Origin of the sequence: Hyphomonas sp. BRH_c22, from assembly GCF_000961795.1 — a bacterium.
Lineage (GTDB): Bacteria > Pseudomonadota > Alphaproteobacteria > Caulobacterales > Hyphomonadaceae > Hyphomonas.
This window is the reverse complement of the sequence record NZ_LADU01000053.1, coordinates 1-17,313: the sequence shown is the minus strand read 5'-3', so window position 1 is coordinate 17,313 and position 17,313 is coordinate 1. Positions and strand designations below refer to the sequence as shown.

Annotated in this window: 22 protein-coding genes; 7 read left to right on the top strand and 15 right to left on the bottom strand. The window is 63.0% G+C overall.

Annotation, left to right across the window (positions count from 1 at the left end):
- Positions 1–173: 173 nt before the first annotated feature.
- Complete coding sequence (locus VR74_RS06765) at positions 174–1,046, bottom strand: isoaspartyl peptidase/L-asparaginase family protein (RefSeq protein WP_045695397.1); 873 nt, start codon at positions 1,044–1,046, stop codon at positions 174–176.
- A 91-nt stretch (positions 1,047–1,137) separates the two neighbouring features.
- Between VR74_RS06765 and VR74_RS06760 the strand changes: the two genes are divergently transcribed.
- Genes VR74_RS06760 through VR74_RS06750 form a run of 3 tightly spaced genes read left to right on the top strand, consistent with a single transcriptional unit; the run spans position 1,138 to position 2,900 of the window.
- Entirely contained in the window at positions 1,138–2,130 is a 993-nt protein-coding gene (locus VR74_RS06760) for an NADPH:quinone oxidoreductase family protein (RefSeq protein ID WP_045695395.1), read from the top strand.
- The gene (locus VR74_RS06755) at positions 2,131–2,532 is read left to right on the top strand and encodes a DUF1801 domain-containing protein (RefSeq protein WP_045695394.1); all 402 of its coding nucleotides are present in this window, start codon (positions 2,131–2,133) and stop codon (positions 2,530–2,532) included.
- Positions 2,533–2,579: 47 nt separating this feature from the next.
- The gene (locus VR74_RS06750) at positions 2,580–2,900 is read left to right on the top strand and encodes a PilZ domain-containing protein (RefSeq protein WP_045695392.1); all 321 of its coding nucleotides are present in this window, start codon (positions 2,580–2,582) and stop codon (positions 2,898–2,900) included.
- Positions 2,901–2,955: 55 nt separating this feature from the next.
- On the opposite strand, the gene dnaK is transcribed toward VR74_RS06750, so the two are convergent.
- Entirely contained in the window at positions 2,956–4,863 is a 1,908-nt protein-coding gene (gene dnaK / locus VR74_RS06745) for a molecular chaperone DnaK (RefSeq protein WP_045695390.1), read from the bottom strand.
- A 452-nt stretch (positions 4,864–5,315) separates the two neighbouring features.
- On the opposite strand from dnaK, the gene VR74_RS06740 reads away from it, so the two are divergent.
- Positions 5,316–6,161 (top strand): hypothetical protein, encoded by an 846-nt coding sequence (locus VR74_RS06740; RefSeq protein WP_299949779.1) that lies wholly within the window; start codon positions 5,316–5,318, stop codon positions 6,159–6,161.
- Between the two features lie 18 nt (positions 6,162–6,179).
- On the opposite strand, the gene VR74_RS06735 is transcribed toward VR74_RS06740, so the two are convergent.
- The 4 genes from VR74_RS06735 to VR74_RS06720 are packed head-to-tail and all read right to left on the bottom strand — an operon-like array spanning position 6,180 to position 10,308.
- Positions 6,180–6,800: a hypothetical protein gene (locus VR74_RS06735; protein ID WP_299949777.1), complete on the bottom strand. Its 621-nt coding sequence runs from the start codon at positions 6,798–6,800 to the stop codon at positions 6,180–6,182.
- A 58-nt stretch (positions 6,801–6,858) separates the two neighbouring features.
- Complete coding sequence (locus VR74_RS06730; protein ID WP_045695387.1) at positions 6,859–7,491, bottom strand: nucleotide exchange factor GrpE; 633 nt, start codon at positions 7,489–7,491, stop codon at positions 6,859–6,861.
- Complete coding sequence (gene hrcA, locus VR74_RS06725) at positions 7,491–8,579, bottom strand: heat-inducible transcriptional repressor HrcA (protein ID WP_045695386.1); 1,089 nt, start codon at positions 8,577–8,579, stop codon at positions 7,491–7,493. Before hrcA ends, VR74_RS06730 begins: the two co-directional genes overlap by 1 nt.
- 58 nt (positions 8,580–8,637) lie before the next feature.
- Positions 8,638–10,308 carry a formate--tetrahydrofolate ligase gene (locus tag VR74_RS06720; protein ID WP_045695384.1) on the bottom strand — a complete coding sequence of 557 codons (1,671 nt, stop codon included), beginning with the start codon at positions 10,306–10,308 and terminating at the stop codon, positions 8,638–8,640.
- A 91-nt stretch (positions 10,309–10,399) separates the two neighbouring features.
- Here VR74_RS06720 and rph point away from each other — a divergent pair, with 91 nt between their 5' ends.
- Positions 10,400–11,125 carry a ribonuclease PH gene (gene rph, locus VR74_RS06715; RefSeq protein ID WP_299949774.1) on the top strand — a complete coding sequence of 242 codons (726 nt, stop codon included), beginning with the start codon at positions 10,400–10,402 and terminating at the stop codon, positions 11,123–11,125.
- 4 nt (positions 11,126–11,129) lie between these two features.
- Here the strand turns inward: rph and VR74_RS06710 are convergent, their stop codons facing one another.
- The 8 genes from VR74_RS06710 to VR74_RS06675 form a co-directional block, all read right to left on the bottom strand.
- Positions 11,130–11,558, bottom strand: a complete 429-nt coding sequence (locus VR74_RS06710) for a DUF2267 domain-containing protein (protein WP_045695398.1) — start codon at positions 11,556–11,558, stop codon at positions 11,130–11,132.
- A gap of 103 nt (positions 11,559–11,661) precedes the next feature.
- Entirely contained in the window at positions 11,662–12,102 is a 441-nt protein-coding gene (locus VR74_RS06705; protein ID WP_045695382.1) for a group III truncated hemoglobin, read from the bottom strand.
- Entirely contained in the window at positions 12,099–12,542 is a 444-nt protein-coding gene (locus tag VR74_RS06700; RefSeq protein ID WP_045695380.1) for an Rrf2 family transcriptional regulator, read from the bottom strand. The genes VR74_RS06705 and VR74_RS06700 overlap by 4 nt, the downstream gene beginning before the upstream one ends.
- A 2-nt stretch (positions 12,543–12,544) precedes the next feature.
- Positions 12,545–12,826: a hypothetical protein gene (locus VR74_RS06695; protein ID WP_045695378.1), complete on the bottom strand. Its 282-nt coding sequence runs from the start codon at positions 12,824–12,826 to the stop codon at positions 12,545–12,547.
- Positions 12,827–12,928: 102 nt separating this feature from the next.
- The gene (locus tag VR74_RS06690) at positions 12,929–13,744 is read right to left on the bottom strand and encodes a class III extradiol ring-cleavage dioxygenase (RefSeq protein WP_045695376.1); all 816 of its coding nucleotides are present in this window, start codon (positions 13,742–13,744) and stop codon (positions 12,929–12,931) included.
- 78 nt (positions 13,745–13,822) lie between these two features.
- Positions 13,823–14,317 (bottom strand): CreA family protein, encoded by a 495-nt coding sequence (locus VR74_RS06685; protein WP_045695375.1) that lies wholly within the window; start codon positions 14,315–14,317, stop codon positions 13,823–13,825.
- 51 nt (positions 14,318–14,368) lie between these two features.
- Positions 14,369–14,608 (bottom strand): helix-turn-helix transcriptional regulator, encoded by a 240-nt coding sequence (locus tag VR74_RS06680; protein WP_045695373.1) that lies wholly within the window; start codon positions 14,606–14,608, stop codon positions 14,369–14,371.
- An 11-nt stretch (positions 14,609–14,619) separates the two neighbouring features.
- On the bottom strand, positions 14,620–15,141 hold the full coding sequence (locus tag VR74_RS06675; protein WP_045695372.1) for a DUF2975 domain-containing protein: 522 nt from the start codon (positions 15,139–15,141) through the stop codon (positions 14,620–14,622).
- 137 nt (positions 15,142–15,278) lie between these two features.
- On the opposite strand from VR74_RS06675, the gene rdgB reads away from it, so the two are divergent.
- On the top strand, positions 15,279–15,881 hold the full coding sequence (rdgB, locus tag VR74_RS06670) for an RdgB/HAM1 family non-canonical purine NTP pyrophosphatase (RefSeq protein WP_045695370.1): 603 nt from the start codon (positions 15,279–15,281) through the stop codon (positions 15,879–15,881).
- On the top strand, positions 15,881–17,053 hold the full coding sequence (gene hemW / locus VR74_RS06665) for a radical SAM family heme chaperone HemW (RefSeq protein ID WP_045695368.1): 1,173 nt from the start codon (positions 15,881–15,883) through the stop codon (positions 17,051–17,053). The genes rdgB and hemW overlap by 1 nt, the downstream gene beginning before the upstream one ends.
- Before the next feature lie 10 nt (positions 17,054–17,063).
- Here hemW and VR74_RS06660 read toward each other — a convergent pair.
- Positions 17,064–17,313 (bottom strand): tyrosine-type recombinase/integrase (locus VR74_RS06660; protein WP_045695367.1); only part of this gene is annotated, 250 nt, incomplete at its 5' end.

Below are 17,313 nucleotides of genomic sequence, written 5' to 3'. Positions count from 1 at the left end.
CGGGGAGGGCGCGGTGGCCTCGACCACGGCCAGCCGGTAGGGCGTGTCAGTGGGCAGGCCGCCAAAGTGCGCCGCCAGCGCCCGGCGCAGGGCGACCGAGATGATCATGCGCATCTGGATGGCCAGAAGGAGCGCAAACACGGCCAGGCCGAGCAGAATCCAGAACAGGGCGGTCACAGGAAGGTTGCGACCTCGAAGCGCCCGCTGGAATCCGTCAGGCCGCGTTTCATGCCGCCGGAATTGAACAGGGCGCTCATCTCGCCACTGGCCGACACCGCGATCATGCCGCCTTCACCGCCGAGGCGTTTGACATCGTCCAGCGCGCCCTGGACAGCGGGCTCAAGCCGGGCGCCGCCATAGCGGATGCGGGCGGACACATCGGCGGCGGCATTGGCGCGGATGAAATATTCGCCAAGCCCGGTGCAGGAAATGGCGCAGCGCTCGTCAGCCCATGTGCCGGCGCCGATGACGGGCGTGTCACCGAGGCGGCCGGGCGTCTTGTTCATAATGCCGGCGGTCGAGGTGGCGGCTGACATGTCGCCATACTGGTCCAGCGCAACGGCGCCGACCGTGCCCATTTCGGGTGCGCCGACCTGTCGTGTGCGTTCGTCGATCGGCTTATAATAGACCTCCGGGTCATCGACAGTGGCAAGGCCTGCCGCATCGGCCAGGCGGCGGGCACCCTCTCCCACGATCAGCACATTGGGTGTGCGTTCCATCACCATGCGGGCCGCCGCGATGGGGCTGAGGACGCCCTGCAGCGCGCCGACCGCACCGGCATTGCGGGTGCGCCCGTCCATGATGGCGGCGTCGAGTTCATAATCGCCATTGAGATTGGGCGCAGCGCCCCTGCCGGCGAGGTAGAGGCCGGAATCCTCCATGGCTGCGACCATGGCCTCGACAACGTCGAGGGCGGCATCGCCACTGGCAAGGCGCTGGCCGCCCTCTTTCAGGAGGCCAGCCAGGTGTTTTTCCTGCGCCGCGTAATCCTGGCCAAAGATCGGTCCGGCACCGCCATGCAGGACGAGAGCCCATTTGCCCGCCATTCTGCCCGTCTCCCTTACGTCACACTTGGAATATACCTGCCACACCGCTACCGTCTGGCAGCAGAAACAACAAGGTAAGGAACGCCGGAACATGAAAGCTGTACTGTCAAAAGAAGTGGGCGGGCCGGAAACGCTCGTCCTCGAGGAGGTCCCGGCGCCGGAGGCCGGCAAGAATCAGGTTCTGATCGAGGTCAAGGCATGCGGGGTGAACTATCCCGACGTGCTGATCATCCAGGACATGTACCAGTTCAAGCCGCCGCGCCCGTTCAGCCCAGGCGGTGAAGTTGCCGGTATCGTCAAGGCGGTCGGCGAAGGCGTGACCCATGTGAAACCGGGCGACCGCGTGCTGGCGTCCTGCGGCAATGGCGGCATGGCCGAATATGTCGTCGCCTCGTCCCATGGCACGATGGCGATTCCCGACGGCATGCCGTTCGACGAAGCCGCAGCCTTCCTGATGACCTATGGCACCAGCTATTACGCCCTGAAGGACCGCGCCGACCCGAAACCGGGCGAGAGCCTGCTCGTTCTGGGCGCGGCCGGCGGTGTCGGCATTGCCGCCGTCGAACTTGGCAAGGCCATGGGACTGAAAGTGATCGCCGCCTGTTCGACGCAGGAAAAGGTGGATTTCTGCCTCTCCAAGGGGGCTGATACCGGGCTGGTCTATCCAGCCGGATCGCTTGACCGGGCCCAGCAGAAGCAGTTGTCCGACGACATCAAGGCAGCCGGCGGCGGCGGCGTGGACATCATCTATGACGCGGTTGGCGGCGACTATGCCGAGCCCTCCGTGCGGGCAATGAACTGGGAAGGGCGCTATCTCGTGATCGGCTTCCCGGCCGGTATCCCGAAAATCCCGCTCAACCTGACCCTGCTGAAAAGCTGCGACATACGCGGTGTGTTCTGGGGCGCGGCGGTTGCGCGCGATCCGAAGGCCCATGCGCAGAACTGTGCCGAGATGTTCAAGCTCTATGCCGAGGGCAAGATCCGCCCGCATATCTCCAATTCCTATCCGCTGGAGAAATCCGCCGATGCGATCCGCGAACTCATGGACCGCAAGGCGATGGGCAAGGTCGTGGTGACGATCTAGATGGCCAAGTCCCCTGCGCAGACGCCTGACGGGTTCATGGAAACACTCGACCATCCCCGGAAGGCGGAGGCGCAGGCCTTGCGCGACATCATTCGTTCCGCTGCGCCAGCCCTCGTTGAATCCCTGAAATGGAATGCGCCGAGCTATGCGCTCGGCGCCGACCATGTCCTCACCTTCAATTTCGCGGACCGCAAGAGCGTACGCCTGATTTTCCATTGCGGCACGCGCCGCAAGGAGACCAAAGACGCGCCGCCGATCATGGAGGATGCGACCGGCCTGCTCGACTGGGAATCCGACATCAGGGCGGTCGCGACCATCCGGAATGCGGATGACCTGGCCCATGCGCGGCCGCTGCTGCCGGGCCTGATCGGTGACTGGATCAGCGCGGTTGCGCAGCCGTAAACGCAGCCGCCAAGGAACGTGTTGACCTGTTCACGCATAGAACAGGCATGCAGGGCAATGACACCCCTCCTCCCGGCGGAGCAGATGACCCGCCCGACGAGTCACGCGGCGACGCGCGCCAGCGCACACTCAAGACGGGCCGGATTGTCATCAACAAGGGCTCCAGCACCTTCGACGTGATCATCAGGGACATGTCGGCGACGGGTGCGCGCCTGTTGCTCAAGGAACCCTGGAACCTGCCGGATGTGTTCGACCTGCTGGTCCTCAATCCCGGATCAGGCGACTGGACCCGGCAGCCTTGCGAAAAGCGCTGGCAGAAGGGCGCCCTGGTCGGGGCCCGGTTCACAGGGGCATCCAGCCAGATATGAAAAAACCCGCCGGAGCGATCCGGCGGGTTTTCGGTTTCGGGAAGAATGCCTGGGATCAGGCGCTCTTGGCGTCGTCGACTTCTTCGAAATCTGCATCGACGACATCGTCGCTGTCGGAAGCCGCATCAGCGGAGGCATCGGCGTGCGCTTCGCTTTCCTGCTGGTTGGCATAGATCGCTTCGCCGAGCTTCATGGCGGCAGTCATCAGGGCCTGATGCTTGGCCTGGATGTCACCGACATTGTCGCCTTCGCGGGCGGTCTTGAGCTCTTCGACGGCTTTCGCGATCTCGTCCTTGATTGCGGCAGAGACCTTGTCGCCATGCTCTTCAACCTGCTTTTCGGTCTGGTGGACCAGGGCTTCGGCATTGTTCTTGGCTTCAACCAGTTCGCGGCGGGCCTTGTCGGCACCGGCATTGGCTTCGGCGTCGGCCATCATCTTCTTGATGTCCTCTTCCGTCAGGCCGCCATCCGCCTGGATGGTGATCTGCTGTTCCTTGCCAGTGGCCTTGTCCTTGGCCGAGACCGACACGATGCCGTTGGCGTCGATGTCGAACGTGACCTCGATCTGCGGCAGGCCGCGCGGGGCAGGCGGGATGCCTTCGAGATTGAACTGGCCGAGCTGCTTGTTGTCAGCGGCCATTTCGCGCTCGCCCTGGGCCACTTTGATCGTCACGGCCGACTGGTTGTCGTCAGCGGTCGAGAAGACCTGGCTTTTCTTGGTCGGGATCGTCGTGTTGCGGTCGATCAGGCGTGTGAACACGCCGCCCAGCGTTTCGATGCCGAGCGAGAGCGGTGTCACGTCGAGCAGGACCACGTCTTTCACGTCGCCTTGCAGCACGCCGCCCTGGATCGCGGCGCCGAGGGCCACGACTTCGTCCGGGTTCACGCCCTTGTGCGGTTCGCGGTTGAAGAATTTCTTCACCGCTTCCTGAACCGCAGGCATGCGGGTCATGCCGCCGACGAGGACGACTTCGTCTATGTCGGCTGCTGTCTTGCCGGCATCCTTCAGGGCTTTCTTGCACGGCTCGATGGTGCGCTTGATCAGGTCTTCGACCAGGCCCTCGAGCTTGGCGCGCGAGAGCTTGATGTTGAGGTGTTTCGGGCCGGTGGCATCTGCCGTGATGAAGGGCAGGTTCACTTCGTACTGGCTGGCAGACGAGAGTTCCTTCTTGGCCTTCTCGGCTTCTTCCTTGAGACGCTGGAGGGCCAGCTTGTCGGTCTTCAGGTCGATGCCCTGTTCTTTCTTGAACTCGGCTGCGAGGAAGTCGACGATGCGAAGGTCGAAGTCTTCACCGCCGAGGAAAGTGTCACCATTGGTGGAGAGCACTTCAAACACGCCGTCGCCGATTTCAAGGAGCGAGACGTCGAACGTGCCACCGCCAAGGTCATAGACGGCGATTGTCTTGTTCTCGCCCTTGTCGAGACCGTAGGCGAGCGCAGCCGCCGTCGGCTCGTTGATGATGCGCAGCACTTCAAGGCCGGCAATCTTGCCTGCATCCTTGGTGGCCTGGCGCTGGGCGTCGTTGAAGTAGGCAGGAACCGTGATGACGGCCTGCGTGACCGGTGTGCCGAGATAGTCCTCGGCGGTTTCCTTCATCTTGGTGAGAATGAAGGCGGAGATTTCCTGCGGGGAATAATCCCGGTCGCGGCCCTTGACCCAGGCATCGCCAGCCTTGCCTTCGACAATACCGAAGGGCGACATGGCCTTGTCTTTCTGGGCGGTCGGGTCGTTGTAGGTGCGGCCGATCAGGCGCTTGATGGCGTAATAGGTGAAATCGGGGTTGGTCACGGCCTGGCGGCGGGCCGGCATGCCGATCAGGCGTTCGCCGCTTTCCGTGAAAGCCACGACGGACGGCGTGGTGCGGGCACCTTCGGCGTTCTCGATGACTTTCGCGGTGCCGCCTTCCATGACGGCAACGCAGGAGTTCGTGGTCCCAAGGTCGATACCGATAATTTTGCTCATGATAACTGTCTCTCTTTAGTTAGCCGCCACGGGCTCTTGTTGGGTTCGGTCTGCTCAGCAGCCCCGGAAGCAAGTGGCTCTCAAGGGTTCATATGAGATGGCGAGGACGGAGTTTAAAGCCGCTCACCTGTTCTGGATGCGATATGGTGAGCCGATCCCTTCGCTCAAGGGGTAATGCGGCGCTTTTACACGGGTTTAACCTGTATCAACTGTCAGCGCACGCGCCAGTCCCTATTGCTGTTATCCTCCATTGTTCAGGCCGGACTGGCCGCGATTATGCATTTATTGCGCGCGGGCGGATACACAACCGGGAAAAATGCAAGACGGCCGGCGTGTGGCGAGATGGCCGGGCGCGGTTCCGTTTCCTGATTTGGCATCACGCGCGAACATCGCCATACTGGTCCGACCCGCCCGACAGACGGCAGGCCAACTGATTCCGGGAGACGACACCAATGCTGCGCTACCTTGCCCTGCCGACATTCCTTCTCGCCGCTGCCTGCGCGTCGGCGCCTGCTGAAACGCTGGCGGTGCCGGCGCTGGAGCCGCTCTGGGTCGCCGAAGGGTTCCAGGGGCCTGAGGGCGCGGTGCAGGCGCCAGATGGCTCGTATTACATCTCCAACGTGTTCGGCGACAGCGGCGCCAAGGACGGCAACGGCTATATCTCGAAACTGTCGCGCGGCGGGGTGATCGTCGAGCGTTACTGGTCTGCCAAGCTGGATGCGCCAAAGGGCATGGCCATTCTGGACGGCACGCTCTACGTGACGGATATTGACAGGGTGGTGATGATCGACGCCGAAACGGGCAGCCGCAAGGGCCAGATCCCGATTGAGGGCGCCCTCTTCCTCAATGACGCCACGGTATGGAACGGGCAGGTTTTCGTCTCGGATTCAGGCAGCGCGCGCATCCATGTACTGGATGGTGAAACCGCGTCCGTCTGGATGGAAGACGAGGTGCTCACGGGCGTGAACGGCCTGCTGGGCGACGCGGACCGGATGCTTGTCTCGACCATGACGGCCGGTGATCTGCTCAGTGTGGACGCCGATCGCAACGTGACGGGGATCGCAACCGGCATGGAGGATGGCGACGGCATCGGCCTTGTGCCGGGCGGCGGCTACCTCGTGTCCAGCTGGCCGGGCCAGGTCCATTACGCCGGCGAGGGCGGCACCGTCACCACGCTGCTCGACACGACGGGCGACGAGACACCGATCACGCAGAACGATCTCACCGTCTTCGGCGATGTGGTCATCGTGCCAAACCTGCGCAACGGCACGGTCACGGCGTGGAAAGTGGTACGTTAGTCGGTTGCGGCTATTGGACTATTCGCGGGGTGGGTCGCGCATATCTTCAGGCAGCTCTGAACAGGTTTTCCAGATAGGTTTGGGAGTCAGTTCGAAGAGAGATACGCGGAACACCAGATAAGTGAACGGTAACGCAAAGGGCAACGAGGCAAAAAAGCTGAGGTATCCGTGTAACCATACAAACAGCGATATCAACGCTCCTCCTCCGAGAGCGCTTTGGATCGTACCGCTGTTTTGGGTTGCTTCAACTGGTAATACGCCAGCTACATAAAGCACCGCTGGGCCATACATGGCCAGAACTGCAGAAACACCAATGACGATCCCGCCGGCTGCAAGGTTCGCAATCAAGACTGTTCCCGCCACCCATATGCGGGGCCGCGATTTTTGAGTTATCAAGGTGCGGCTGAGAATGATGAGCACAATGGTGGCGGCGAGTATCGTTCGCATCGTACGGAGAAATACGAATAGCTCGCCGTCAGGAACCAACAATCCTGATTTGCCAAAGACCATTTCCAGAATCGCGAGTTGAAGCGGTCCCGCTAATACCCACGCAACCGCGCCCCACAGCCATGTGTTGGACCGATATCTCAAGGTCGCAGCCCGATGTGCTGCAGGCGTATGATCAGGCGCTTTTGGCACGCCCAATTTCTACCTTTGATAGATTTAAAAATCGTTTACCGCCATCGGCGGTCGCGCCCTAGTTCGCATTCCCTGCGCTGACGGCCACCATGGCGGCGCGCAGGGTGCGGTCGCCGATTTTCCAGCCGGGCTGGAAGAGCGACGCAATCGTGCCGGACGGGTGCTCTGACGGGATCTGGGCGACGGCCTGGTGCAGGTTGGGGTCGAACACGGCCCCGGGCACGGCCTCGATCTGCTTGACGCCGTGGCGGCCAAGCGCGGTTTCGAGTTCCTTGGCAGTCATTTCGATGCCGCTGAGCAGGTTGTTGCCGGCATCCGAGAGGTTGGCGCGGTCATCATCCGGCAGGGCGGCGAGGGCACGGGCGAGGTTATCGGAGACGCTCAGCAGGTCGCCGGCAAAACGCTCGATCGCATAGACGCGGGCCTCGGAAAGCTGCCGTTCTGCGCGCTTGCGGGTATTATCGAGATCGGCCAGCGTGCGCAGCAATTGCTCGCGCAGCTCTTCGGCCTCGATCTTCAGGCGCATGGCTTCCTGTTCAGGCGAGATTTCCGTGTCGGCCTCGGCTTCCATGGTTTCAGCCGCCTGCGCCCGGGCATTCTTCAACAGGTCGTCAGCCGCCGACTTCAGGTCCGCTCTGGAGGCTTTTGGATCGATATCGGCGCTCTGGCCGGTCTTGGTCTCGTCGCTCATCACTTCCCATCCTTTGCGCGTCGGGCGGCGAGGATTTCGCCGATCACCTTCGCGGTATAGTCCACCATCGGTATCACCCGCGCATAGTTCAGCCGCGTAGGGCCGATCACGCCGAGTGCGCCGATGACATGTTTTGCCCCGCCCATATAGGGGGCCACGATCACACTTGAACCCGAAAGCGGAAAAAGTTGGTTCTCCGCCCCGATGAACAACCGCACGCCATCGGCTTCGCGTGTGGTATCGAGGATATCGAGCAGGCTCTGCTGGCGTTCAAGCTCGTTGAACAGTTGGCGCACACGGTCAAGGTCGCCTGCGGCCTTGGCGTCTTCCAGAAGGTTCGCCCGGCCGCGGATGATCAGCGCCCGCCCCCGGCCCTGCGTATCGCCGCTCCACAAGGCAAGGCCCTCCTCCACGAGGGAGGATGCGGCCGCGTCCAGCGCCGCCCGGCGCGAGCTGATTTCCTCGCGCACGTCCACAGCCGCCTCGGCCAGCGTGCGGCCCTTCATGCGGGTGGAAAGATAGTTTCCGGCCTCGATCAGCGTTGTGGCAGGCAGGCCGTCCGGAATCTTGACCAGCCGGTTTTCGACATCGCCATCCTCCGTGACCAGCACGCAGAGCGCCTCGCCGCTGGCCAGGGGAACGAATTCGACATGGCGAATGGCGGTTTCACGGGTCGGCGAGGCGACAAGGCCTGCGCCGCCCGTCAGGCCCGACAGGATGTTCGAGGCTTCGCCCAGCACGGATTCCAGATCGCCCCCGGCCCCGCGCAGGCGCTCGTCAATCTCGCGCTTGTCGCTGCCCGACGGCTCGCCAATTTCAAGGAAACCGTCGACGAACAGGCGCAGGCCGCGATGTGTCGGCGCCCGCCCTGCCGAGACGTGTGGGGCATCGAGCAGGCCCAGATCTGTCAAATCCGCCATGACATTGCGGATCGAGGCAGGCGAGAGCGCGATCACACCCTTGGACAGGGTGCGCGAACCGACGGGCTCTCCCGTCGTCAAATAGCCCTCGACGATCTCCTTGAAGATGTCGCGCGAGCGCTGGTCAAGGCGCTGCATCAGGGATTGGCTTTCGGGGGTCAGGGCCATGCCTATTGATTAGGGGTGCAATGGTCCCTGCACAATAGGCCTGTGTATCGGGGCCGCCTCAGAACAGGCCTTCGATCAGGCCGTCCGCATTGAGGTGGATGCTCTCGGCGGCCGGGTGGCGGGGCAGGCCCGGCATGGTCATGATGTCTCCGCAGATGGCCACGACAAAGCCGGCCCCTGCCGAGAGGCGTACTTCGCGCAGGCGCACCGTGTGGCCTTCCGGCGCGCCATGCAGGGCCGGATCGGTCGAAAAGCTGTACTGCGTCTTGGCGATGCAGACAGGCAGGCGGCCAAAGCCATCGGCCTCCCAGCGGGCCAGCTGCTCGCGCACGGCGCGCGGTGCCTCGACATGGTCGGCGCGGTAGATGCGCCGGGCGACGGTTTCGATCTTGTCGAAGAGGGGCAGGTCATCGGTATAGAGCGTGCGGAAGTCGGCAGGCTTGGCCGCCAGCGTGTCTGTTACCGCAAGGGCAAGCGCCTCGGCGCCCCTGCCGCCATCGGCCCAGTGGGTGCAGAGCGCAACCGGCACGCCGGCCTTGGCGCAATAGGCTTCGATCGCGGCGGCTTCAGCTGGCGTATCCTGCGTGAAATGGTTGATCGCGACCACGACCGGCAAGCCGAACTGCTGCAGGTTCTCGATATGGCGGCCAAGGTTGGAAAGCCCGGCCTCAAGGGCCGCCACATTCTCCGTGGCGAGTTGATCCCGCGCGAGTCCTCCGTGCATTTTCAGTGCTTTCACCGTCGCCACCAGCACCGCTGCGTCGGGCTGCAGGCCAGACTGGCGGCATTTGATGTCGAAGAATTTCTCGGCGCCGAGGTCTGCGCCGAACCCGGCTTCGGTGACCACATAGTCAGCCATCCGGAGCGCCGCCTGCGTTGCGATGACGGAATTGCAGCCATGGGCAATATTCGCAAACGGCCCGCCATGGATCAGGCACGGATTGTTCTCCAGCGTCTGAACCAGGTTCGGCAGTACGGCATCCTTCAGCAGCGTCATCAGCGCGCCTGTCGCCTTCACGTCGGCGCAGGTGACGGCCGTGCGGTCGCGGCGATAGCCGACAATGATGCGGTCAAGTCGCTGCTCAAGATCGGCGGAATCGGTCGCGAGGCAGAGGATGGCCATGATTTCCGACGCGACGGTGATGTCGAAACCGCTCTCCATCGCGGCGCCATTGCCGGGCCCGCCAAGGCCGGTGACCACGCTGCGCAGGTTGCGGTCGTTCATGTCGAGAACGCGCCGCCAGGTGACGCGGCTGGCCTCCAGGCCGCTGGGGGCGCCCCAGTGGATATGGTTGTCGACCATGGCGGCCAGCAGGTTGTGGGCCGAGGTGATGGCGTGGAAGTCACCGGTGAAGTGGAGGTTGATGTCCTCCATCGGCACGACCTGCGCATGGCCGCCGCCAGCCGCGCCGCCCTTCATGCCGAAGCAGGGCCCCAGCGAAGGCTCGCGCAGGCAGAGCAATGTGTTCGCGCCGATCCGGTTCATCGCGTCAGCAAGGCCGACGCTGGTTGTCGTCTTGCCTTCACCGGCAGCGGTCGGGCTGATCGCGGTGACGAGGACCAGCTTGCCATGCGGCTTGCCGGCAAGCCCGGACAGGTAGCGCGCAGAGATCTTCGCCTTGTCATGGCCGTAGGGGACCAGGTCTTCCGCCGGGATGCCCAGCCGCGCGCCGATTTCGGTAACAGGCTTTTTTGCCGCCGCGCGGGCGATCTCGATATCACTGGCCATGCGGCCCCCTCTTGTCATCACTGGTGCCCCTCCGGTGTAGACAGGCGCGGGAAAACCCGCAATCAGGCGGGTCAGAAAAGAGGATCCCGCCATGACCCAGCTCATCCGCCCTTCGGGCCGCGCGTTTGACCAGTTGCGCGACATCACGCTCGAGACCAGCGTGACGCGATATGCCGAGGGTTCGTGCCTTGCCAAATTCGGCAACACGCATGTCTTGTGCACGGCCAGCTGGGAAAAGGGCGTTCCGGGCTGGATGAAGGGCAAGGGCGCAGGCTGGGTGACGGCAGAATACGGTATGCTGCCACGCGCCACCCATACGCGCGGACGCCGCGAAGCAGCTGCCGGCAAGCAATCGGGCCGCACACAGGAAATCCAGCGCCTGATCGGCCGCAGTCTGCGCTCGGTGGTCGACCTGACGGCTCTGGGCGAGAACCAGATCACCATCGACTGCGATGTGCTGCAGGCCGATGGTGGTACGCGCACGGCCGCAATCACGGGCGGTTTCGTCGCGCTCGCACTGGCTTGCCGCTACCTGAAATCGGAAGGCGTCATTCCGGCAGACCCGATCCAGAAACAGGCGGCGGCGATTTCGGTCGGCCTCTACCAGGATTTCCCGGTTCTGGATATCGACTATCCCGAAGACAGCCAGGGCGAAGCCGACATGAATGTCGTGATGAGTTCCGATGGCGGCTTCATCGAAGTGCAGGGCACCGGCGAGGAACGCCCGCTGTCGCGCAAGGAACTCGACGAGATGCTTCGCCTGGCCGAACAGGGCTGTAATGAACTCTTCGCCGCACAGCGCGCGGCGCTGGGCTAGGCCGTCACGGATTGCTTTCCGCCCAATAGGCGGCACTTCCCTCGGGCATCTTGTTCAGGACGTCCGCGAACGCGTCCCGGTCGACATTCAGGTGCAGGGCATTGGCCACGGCGGTGATCGAATCGTCCGGTGAGAAATTATGCTGCGACCGGACGCCCTGTACTTCAAGGGTCAGGGACGCGCGATCGGCGAAAGGCAGGACGGGGTCGCCGGGATGCCAGTTCTCCACGAACAGGGCGCGCAGGCAGGGCGGCAGCACGGCGGCAAAGATGAGTATCTGCACCGGTGTGAGCCGCCGCCGGAAGACCTGGAGCACGGCATCGACCATTGTATAGGTCTGATGACTCGTCGCCAGCATGGCGGCCCGCCCGGCATCCTCGAGGAAGGCCTGGAAATCTTCCGAGGCATGCGTGTATTCCCGCGGGACAGTCATGCCGGTCTCCATCGCACACCATCCGGACCGGATGCGTTCTTTTTATTACTCTACCGTGCATCTTTCCGCCTGCCAAACAGGACAACGGAGGCAAGGGCCTGGCTCAGTGCCGTGCAAGGCCCGGCAGGCCGAACATGGCGAGCTGCAGGCTGCTGGCGATGCGTTCGGCCCGCTCCATGAAATAGGGCACGGCTTCGGCGCTGGGCGCGGTGTCCTCCAGCGTTTGCCGGAACAGGCCGAGCCAGATCCGGAAATGGGAGGCATCAACGCCCGTCAGCTTCATGTGCGCGGGCAACGGCTTGCCGGTATAGCGCCCGGCATTCATCGCGACGGACGCCCAGAAATCCTTCATGCGGGCAAGATGGGGGCCCCAATTATCGCCGATCTCCCTGTCGAAGATCGGGCCCAGCGCCGCGTCTGCCCGGATCCGGGCATAGAAGGTTTCGACCAGGACTGAAATGTAGGCGTCATCAATGCCCATGCGGTCAGCGTTGAGCTGGATATCGCGGCGGCGCTCTTCGGCGGTGCGCAGGACACGGGTCATGCGGCGGCTCCGGCGCCGAGCATTTCCTGCAGCGGAGCATTGCCGCGCACGAGGTCTGCGACCGACCAGGAATCCAGGGTCGTGAAAAAGGCTTCCAGTGCCTCGGCCAGCGCGCCGCGCAAACGGCAGGTCGGCGATATGCGGCATCCGCCGGCGCCGCCCGGAAAGCACTCCACAAGGGCAGTATTGCCTTCCATGCGGCGCACCACGTGGCCTAGCTGAATGTCCGAGGCAGAACGTGCGAGGCGCAGGCCGCCGGCGCGGCCGCGTTCAGTCGCGATGAAGCCTTCATGGCTGAGGGCCAGCGCCACTTTCATCAGATGGTTGCGGGAGATTCCGAAGGTGTCCGAAATCTCCGAAATGGTCACGCGGCGATCGGTGTTGACGGCCAGATGCATGAGCGTGCGCAAGGCGAAGTCGGTCTGCAGGTTCAGCCGCATGATCAGATATTTTCATCCGGATGATTTGTATCCCAGACGATCTCGTGCGCGCCCTCATCGAAGCCATTCCTCCGCCCAAGGATGAGGACGGTGGAGAGGATGCCCGCAACAAGGAATGAAACAATCGTGCCGGACAAGAGCGCGATCCAGCCATGGCTCGACATGTCCGCGCCCATTGATGACCGGCTGAACAGAAAGACGAGCCCCATCACGGTGCATGTGGCGACGATGGCGCCGACGGCGAGGCCGCCGATGAGCTTGGTGGCATAACCGTATTTGGCCATGGGTGAAGTCCCTTGCTTGCGCGGGCCGTGTGGCGGGCGATCTGGCAGGCAGTATAGCCCTGCTTCCCAGAATTTCAATCAAACATGCATTTTAAATGCATGTTATGAATTGACGCAGCCCCGGGTGGTGGCTCTCGTACCGAAGGCGTAGGCGTCCATCGCCAGCGCACCATAGGTCGTACTGTGGTGAATGCGCCTTGCGTCGCTGCCACCAGCCCCCATGGCCACGAAGAGTGGCAGGATGTGGTCCATCGTGGGATGGTTGTCCCGGCCGTGCGGCGCCAGCTGCACCGCGTGCAGCACGCTGTGCGTATCCTCGTTTTCGAGATGCGTCCCCACCCAGTCGGCAAAGTCAGTGACCCATTGCGGAGGAGGGCTGTCAATTTGGAAACCGCCGGAAAACACGGCACGCAGGTTATGCGTCAGGCTGCCGGATCCGATGATCATCACACCCTCTTCGCGCAGCGGCGCGAGCGCCTCGCCCAGCCTGAAATGCCATTCCGGTGTCTCGGCCAGACTGATCGACAGCTGTAGAACGGGGATGTCCGCGTCCGGATACATGAGGCGCAGGGGCACCCAGGCGCCATGATCAAAGCCACGTGCAGGATCGCCGATCGCATCAAAGCCTGCTTCCTGCAGGCGTGAGATCACATCCTCCGCAAGTGCAGGATCGCCCGGCGCCGCATAGGTCATCCGGTAGAGTTCGTCCGGGAAGCCGCCGAAATCGTGAATTGTCCGAGGCGAGAGGCCGGAGGTTACCGTAGGCCGACCCGCCACATGGTGCGCCGAAATCACAAGAATTGCCTGCGGACGTCCCTGGGCGTCGCCCAACCTGGAGAGGAAGTCGCGTGCCGCACTGGGGGTCAGCGCAATGCTTGGGGCGCCATGTGAAAGGAAAAGGCTGGGCAAGGCAGGCATGTATCAGGTCCGATCATGTTTGACCCTGAACATGAGTCCGCGCCCGACCGGGCACAACGCGCCGGACCTGAATAGGACTTATTCGTCCGACGGCCTGCCCCGTTCCCAGGTCACGTCGCGATCATAAAGGGGAACGGTCGAAAGGCTCATCTTGGCCGATCCGTCGACGATCTTGCGGCTGAAGGACACATACATCAGGCTGTCACTGTCGGCGTCATAGATACGGCGCACGGCGAGCTGCTTGAAGATCAGGCTCTGGTTCTGGTCGAAGACTTCCTCGCCGGACTTGTCGAGATCGATATTGCGGATCGTGACGGGGCCGGTCTGCAGGCAGGAGATTGACGAGTTGGACGGGTTCTCGAACCAGTTGCCCTTGCCGATCCGGTCCCAGAAACCGCGGTCAAAATGGGCGAGGTGGCAGATCACGCCGTCGATTTTCGGGTCGGTCAGCGACTGGATCTTGATCTCGTTGCCGACCAGGTCATTCTTGAATTCGCCGACCTCGTTGCCCCCTCCACCGCAGGCAGCAAGCAGGCAGAGACCGGCGGCGAGAGCGAGGGGGGCAGGTTTCATCGAACCTCAACGTGGATGTGGCGGGACGGTTCCGCGCCATGGGGCAGGGGATTATTCGGCGGCGACACGCCTTCGCCCTTCTTCGCCTTCTTCGTCGAACACGAGCAGGTCGCCGGGCTGGCAGTCGAGTTCGCGGCACAGCGCCTCAAGTGTCGAGAAGCGCACGGCCTTGGCCTTGCCGGTTTTCAGGATCGAGAGGTTTGCGAGCGTGACGCCGACACGTTCCGACAATTCCGTCAGGGACATGCGGCGATCCAGAAGCACACGGTCGAGGGTTACACGAATAGACATCTGCTACCCTCCTATATGGTCATTTTTTCTTCGTCGCGCAGGCGGGTGCCTTCGCGGAAGACTTGGGACAGGATGAACAGGGCGGCAACAGAGGCCCAGGCGATGAGATCCAGGTTGAAGTCGATCTTGGTCTGATCGAAGTTCAGGCCGATCACGAGTGCCACAGCGATGCGCAGTAATTGCGTCACGGCTATGGTCGCCGCCACGCGGGTCAGGCGCGCGGCGTTTTCGGGCACGAACGGATCGCCTTCGGCCAGCGTCGCCAGGATACGCCGCAGCTGGATGCAGACATAGATGATGGCGGGGATCACCACGAGGCCGCCGATCAGGCCCGCCACAAGGGCTGGCAGGCTGTCCGTGCCGTCAGTGACGGAGATATTCAGGGCGTCTATCGAGCCGCCATTATGAAAGGCAATGATCGCAGCGCCGACGCTTGCAAGGAACACGATGCCGATGATGGCGGTCATCCACATCACGATGGTTACGAGCACCGTCATGACGGCAGCCATCGAGTTTCTTGCCTGTTTGCTCATGCCTGTCTCTTCACCGTGTTGCACTCATGGTCTATGGCGTAGGTATGCTTATGCAAAATCGCACACCTTTACCGTTTAACGATATAGGTATTTGCAGGTAAAGCAAGAATGGAACCATTTCAGTAACAGGTGAAAAAATTACACTTCGTACGCTCACGCCCGGTCGACTCGTCGCAGCCACCCATAACAAGGGCAAGGTGTCCGAGCTGAAAGACCTGTTTGAACCTCTTGGATTCACGGTCGTTTCTGCGATTGAGCTCGATCTCGACGAGCCGGACGAGACCGAGACCACCTTTGCCGGCAATGCGCTCTTGAAGGCCCGCGCCGCTATGCAGGCGACCGGCGCGCCCGCCCTGTCCGACGATAGTGGCCTCTCGGTCACCGCGCTGGGCGGCGCACCGGGCATCTATTCCGCCCGCTGGGCCGGTGAACCGCGTGATTTCTACCGCGCCATGGAGAAGGTGGAACAGGAACTGAATGACATCGGCGCGACGGACAGGTCTGCCAAATTCGTCTGCGCGCTGGCCGTTGTCTGGCCGGACGGCCATGAGGCGGTGTTCGAGGGCGAAGTGCATGGACACCTCGTCTGGCCGCCCCGCGGCGAACGCGGGTTTGGCTATGACCCGATGTTCGTGGCCGATGGCGAAACGATCACATTTGGTGAAATGGACCCGGCGCGGAAACACGCCATGAGCCACCGCGCCAATGCGGTCGCCAGGTTGAAGGCGGCCCTGCTTTAATGGCCGAAGTGCTCAAGCCTTTCGGTCCACAATATGGATTTGGGCTCTACGTCCATTGGCCGTACTGTTCGAAGATCTGCCCCTACTGCGATTTCAATGTGTACGCAGCCAAGACGCGCTCGCACGAGCCGCTGCTCAAGGCGATTTCCGAGGACATCCGCATCCACCGCCCCCGCATGCCGGAACATGGCGCGCTGGACACGGTGTATCTGGGTGGTGGAACGCCCTCGCTCCTGCAGCCTGCCGAGATCGCGGGCCTGCTGGCAGTGGCGAGCGAGACGTTTGGCATCAAGCCGGGCGCCGAGATCACGCTTGAAGCCAACCCCAATGACATCATGCGCGCCGACCTGCGCGGACTGGAGGCTGCGGGCATCAACCGCCTGTCGATTGGCGTCCAGTCCCTGCGCGACAATGCCCTGGCCTTCCTTGGCCGCGACCATGATGCGGTCTCGGCCCGGGCGGCCGTCAAACGGGCGCTCCACGTCTTCTCCAATGTTTCGATTGATTTCATCTATGCGCGGCCCAGCCAGTCGATTGATGAATGGGGCGACGAGCTAACCGATGCACTTGCCCTCGGCGCGCCGCACCTGTCGCTCTACGAACTCACCATCGAACAGCGCACCGCTTTCGGAAAGGCCGTCGCACGTGGCGAAATCGTGCCGATGGACCCGGACGCGCAGGCCGACCTGTATGAGCTGACGCAGACCATCACGACCAGCGCGGGCCTGCCGGCCTATGAGGTTTCCAACCACGCCGCCGGGCCGCAATTCCAGTCGCGCCATAACCTGACCTACTGGAATGGCGGTGACTGGATCGGCGTCGGCCCGGGCGCGCATGGCCGGGTGAGTGTCGGCGGCAAGCGCTATGCGAGCGAGGCCGAACGGCGCCCGGAAGCCTATATCGCCAATGTCGTGGCATTGGGGTCCGGCTGGGGCGGGGCATCCAAGCTCTACCCGCTGGACATTGCCCGCGAGCTGATCGCCATGGGTCTTCGCCCGATTGGCGGCATCGCGGTGGAGCGCATTGAATCGCTCTCGCAAAAGCCGCTTCCTCGCGATCGGATTGATGCCTTCATCGCCGAAGGCTGGGTCCGGTTCGACGGCCACAGGCTGTCGCTCACGCCATCGGGCTGGCTGCTGGCCGACGCGATCACGGCCCAGCTTGCGCCCTGATTAACCCTGCTCAGGCCCGCGGGTGCGCCGCTGCGTGCACTTCGCGCAGCCGGCTTGCATCGACGCCCGTATAGACCTGCGTGGTCGACAGCGAGGCATGGCCGAGCAATGTCTGGATGGCGCGCAGGTCAGCGCCTGCCGCCAGCAGGTGCGTGGCAAAGGCATGGCGCAGCGCGTGCGGCGTCGCCGTGTCCGGCAGGCCGAGCACACCGCGCAGCTTCTGCACAAGGCCCTGGATCAGGCGCGGGTTCAGCGCGCCG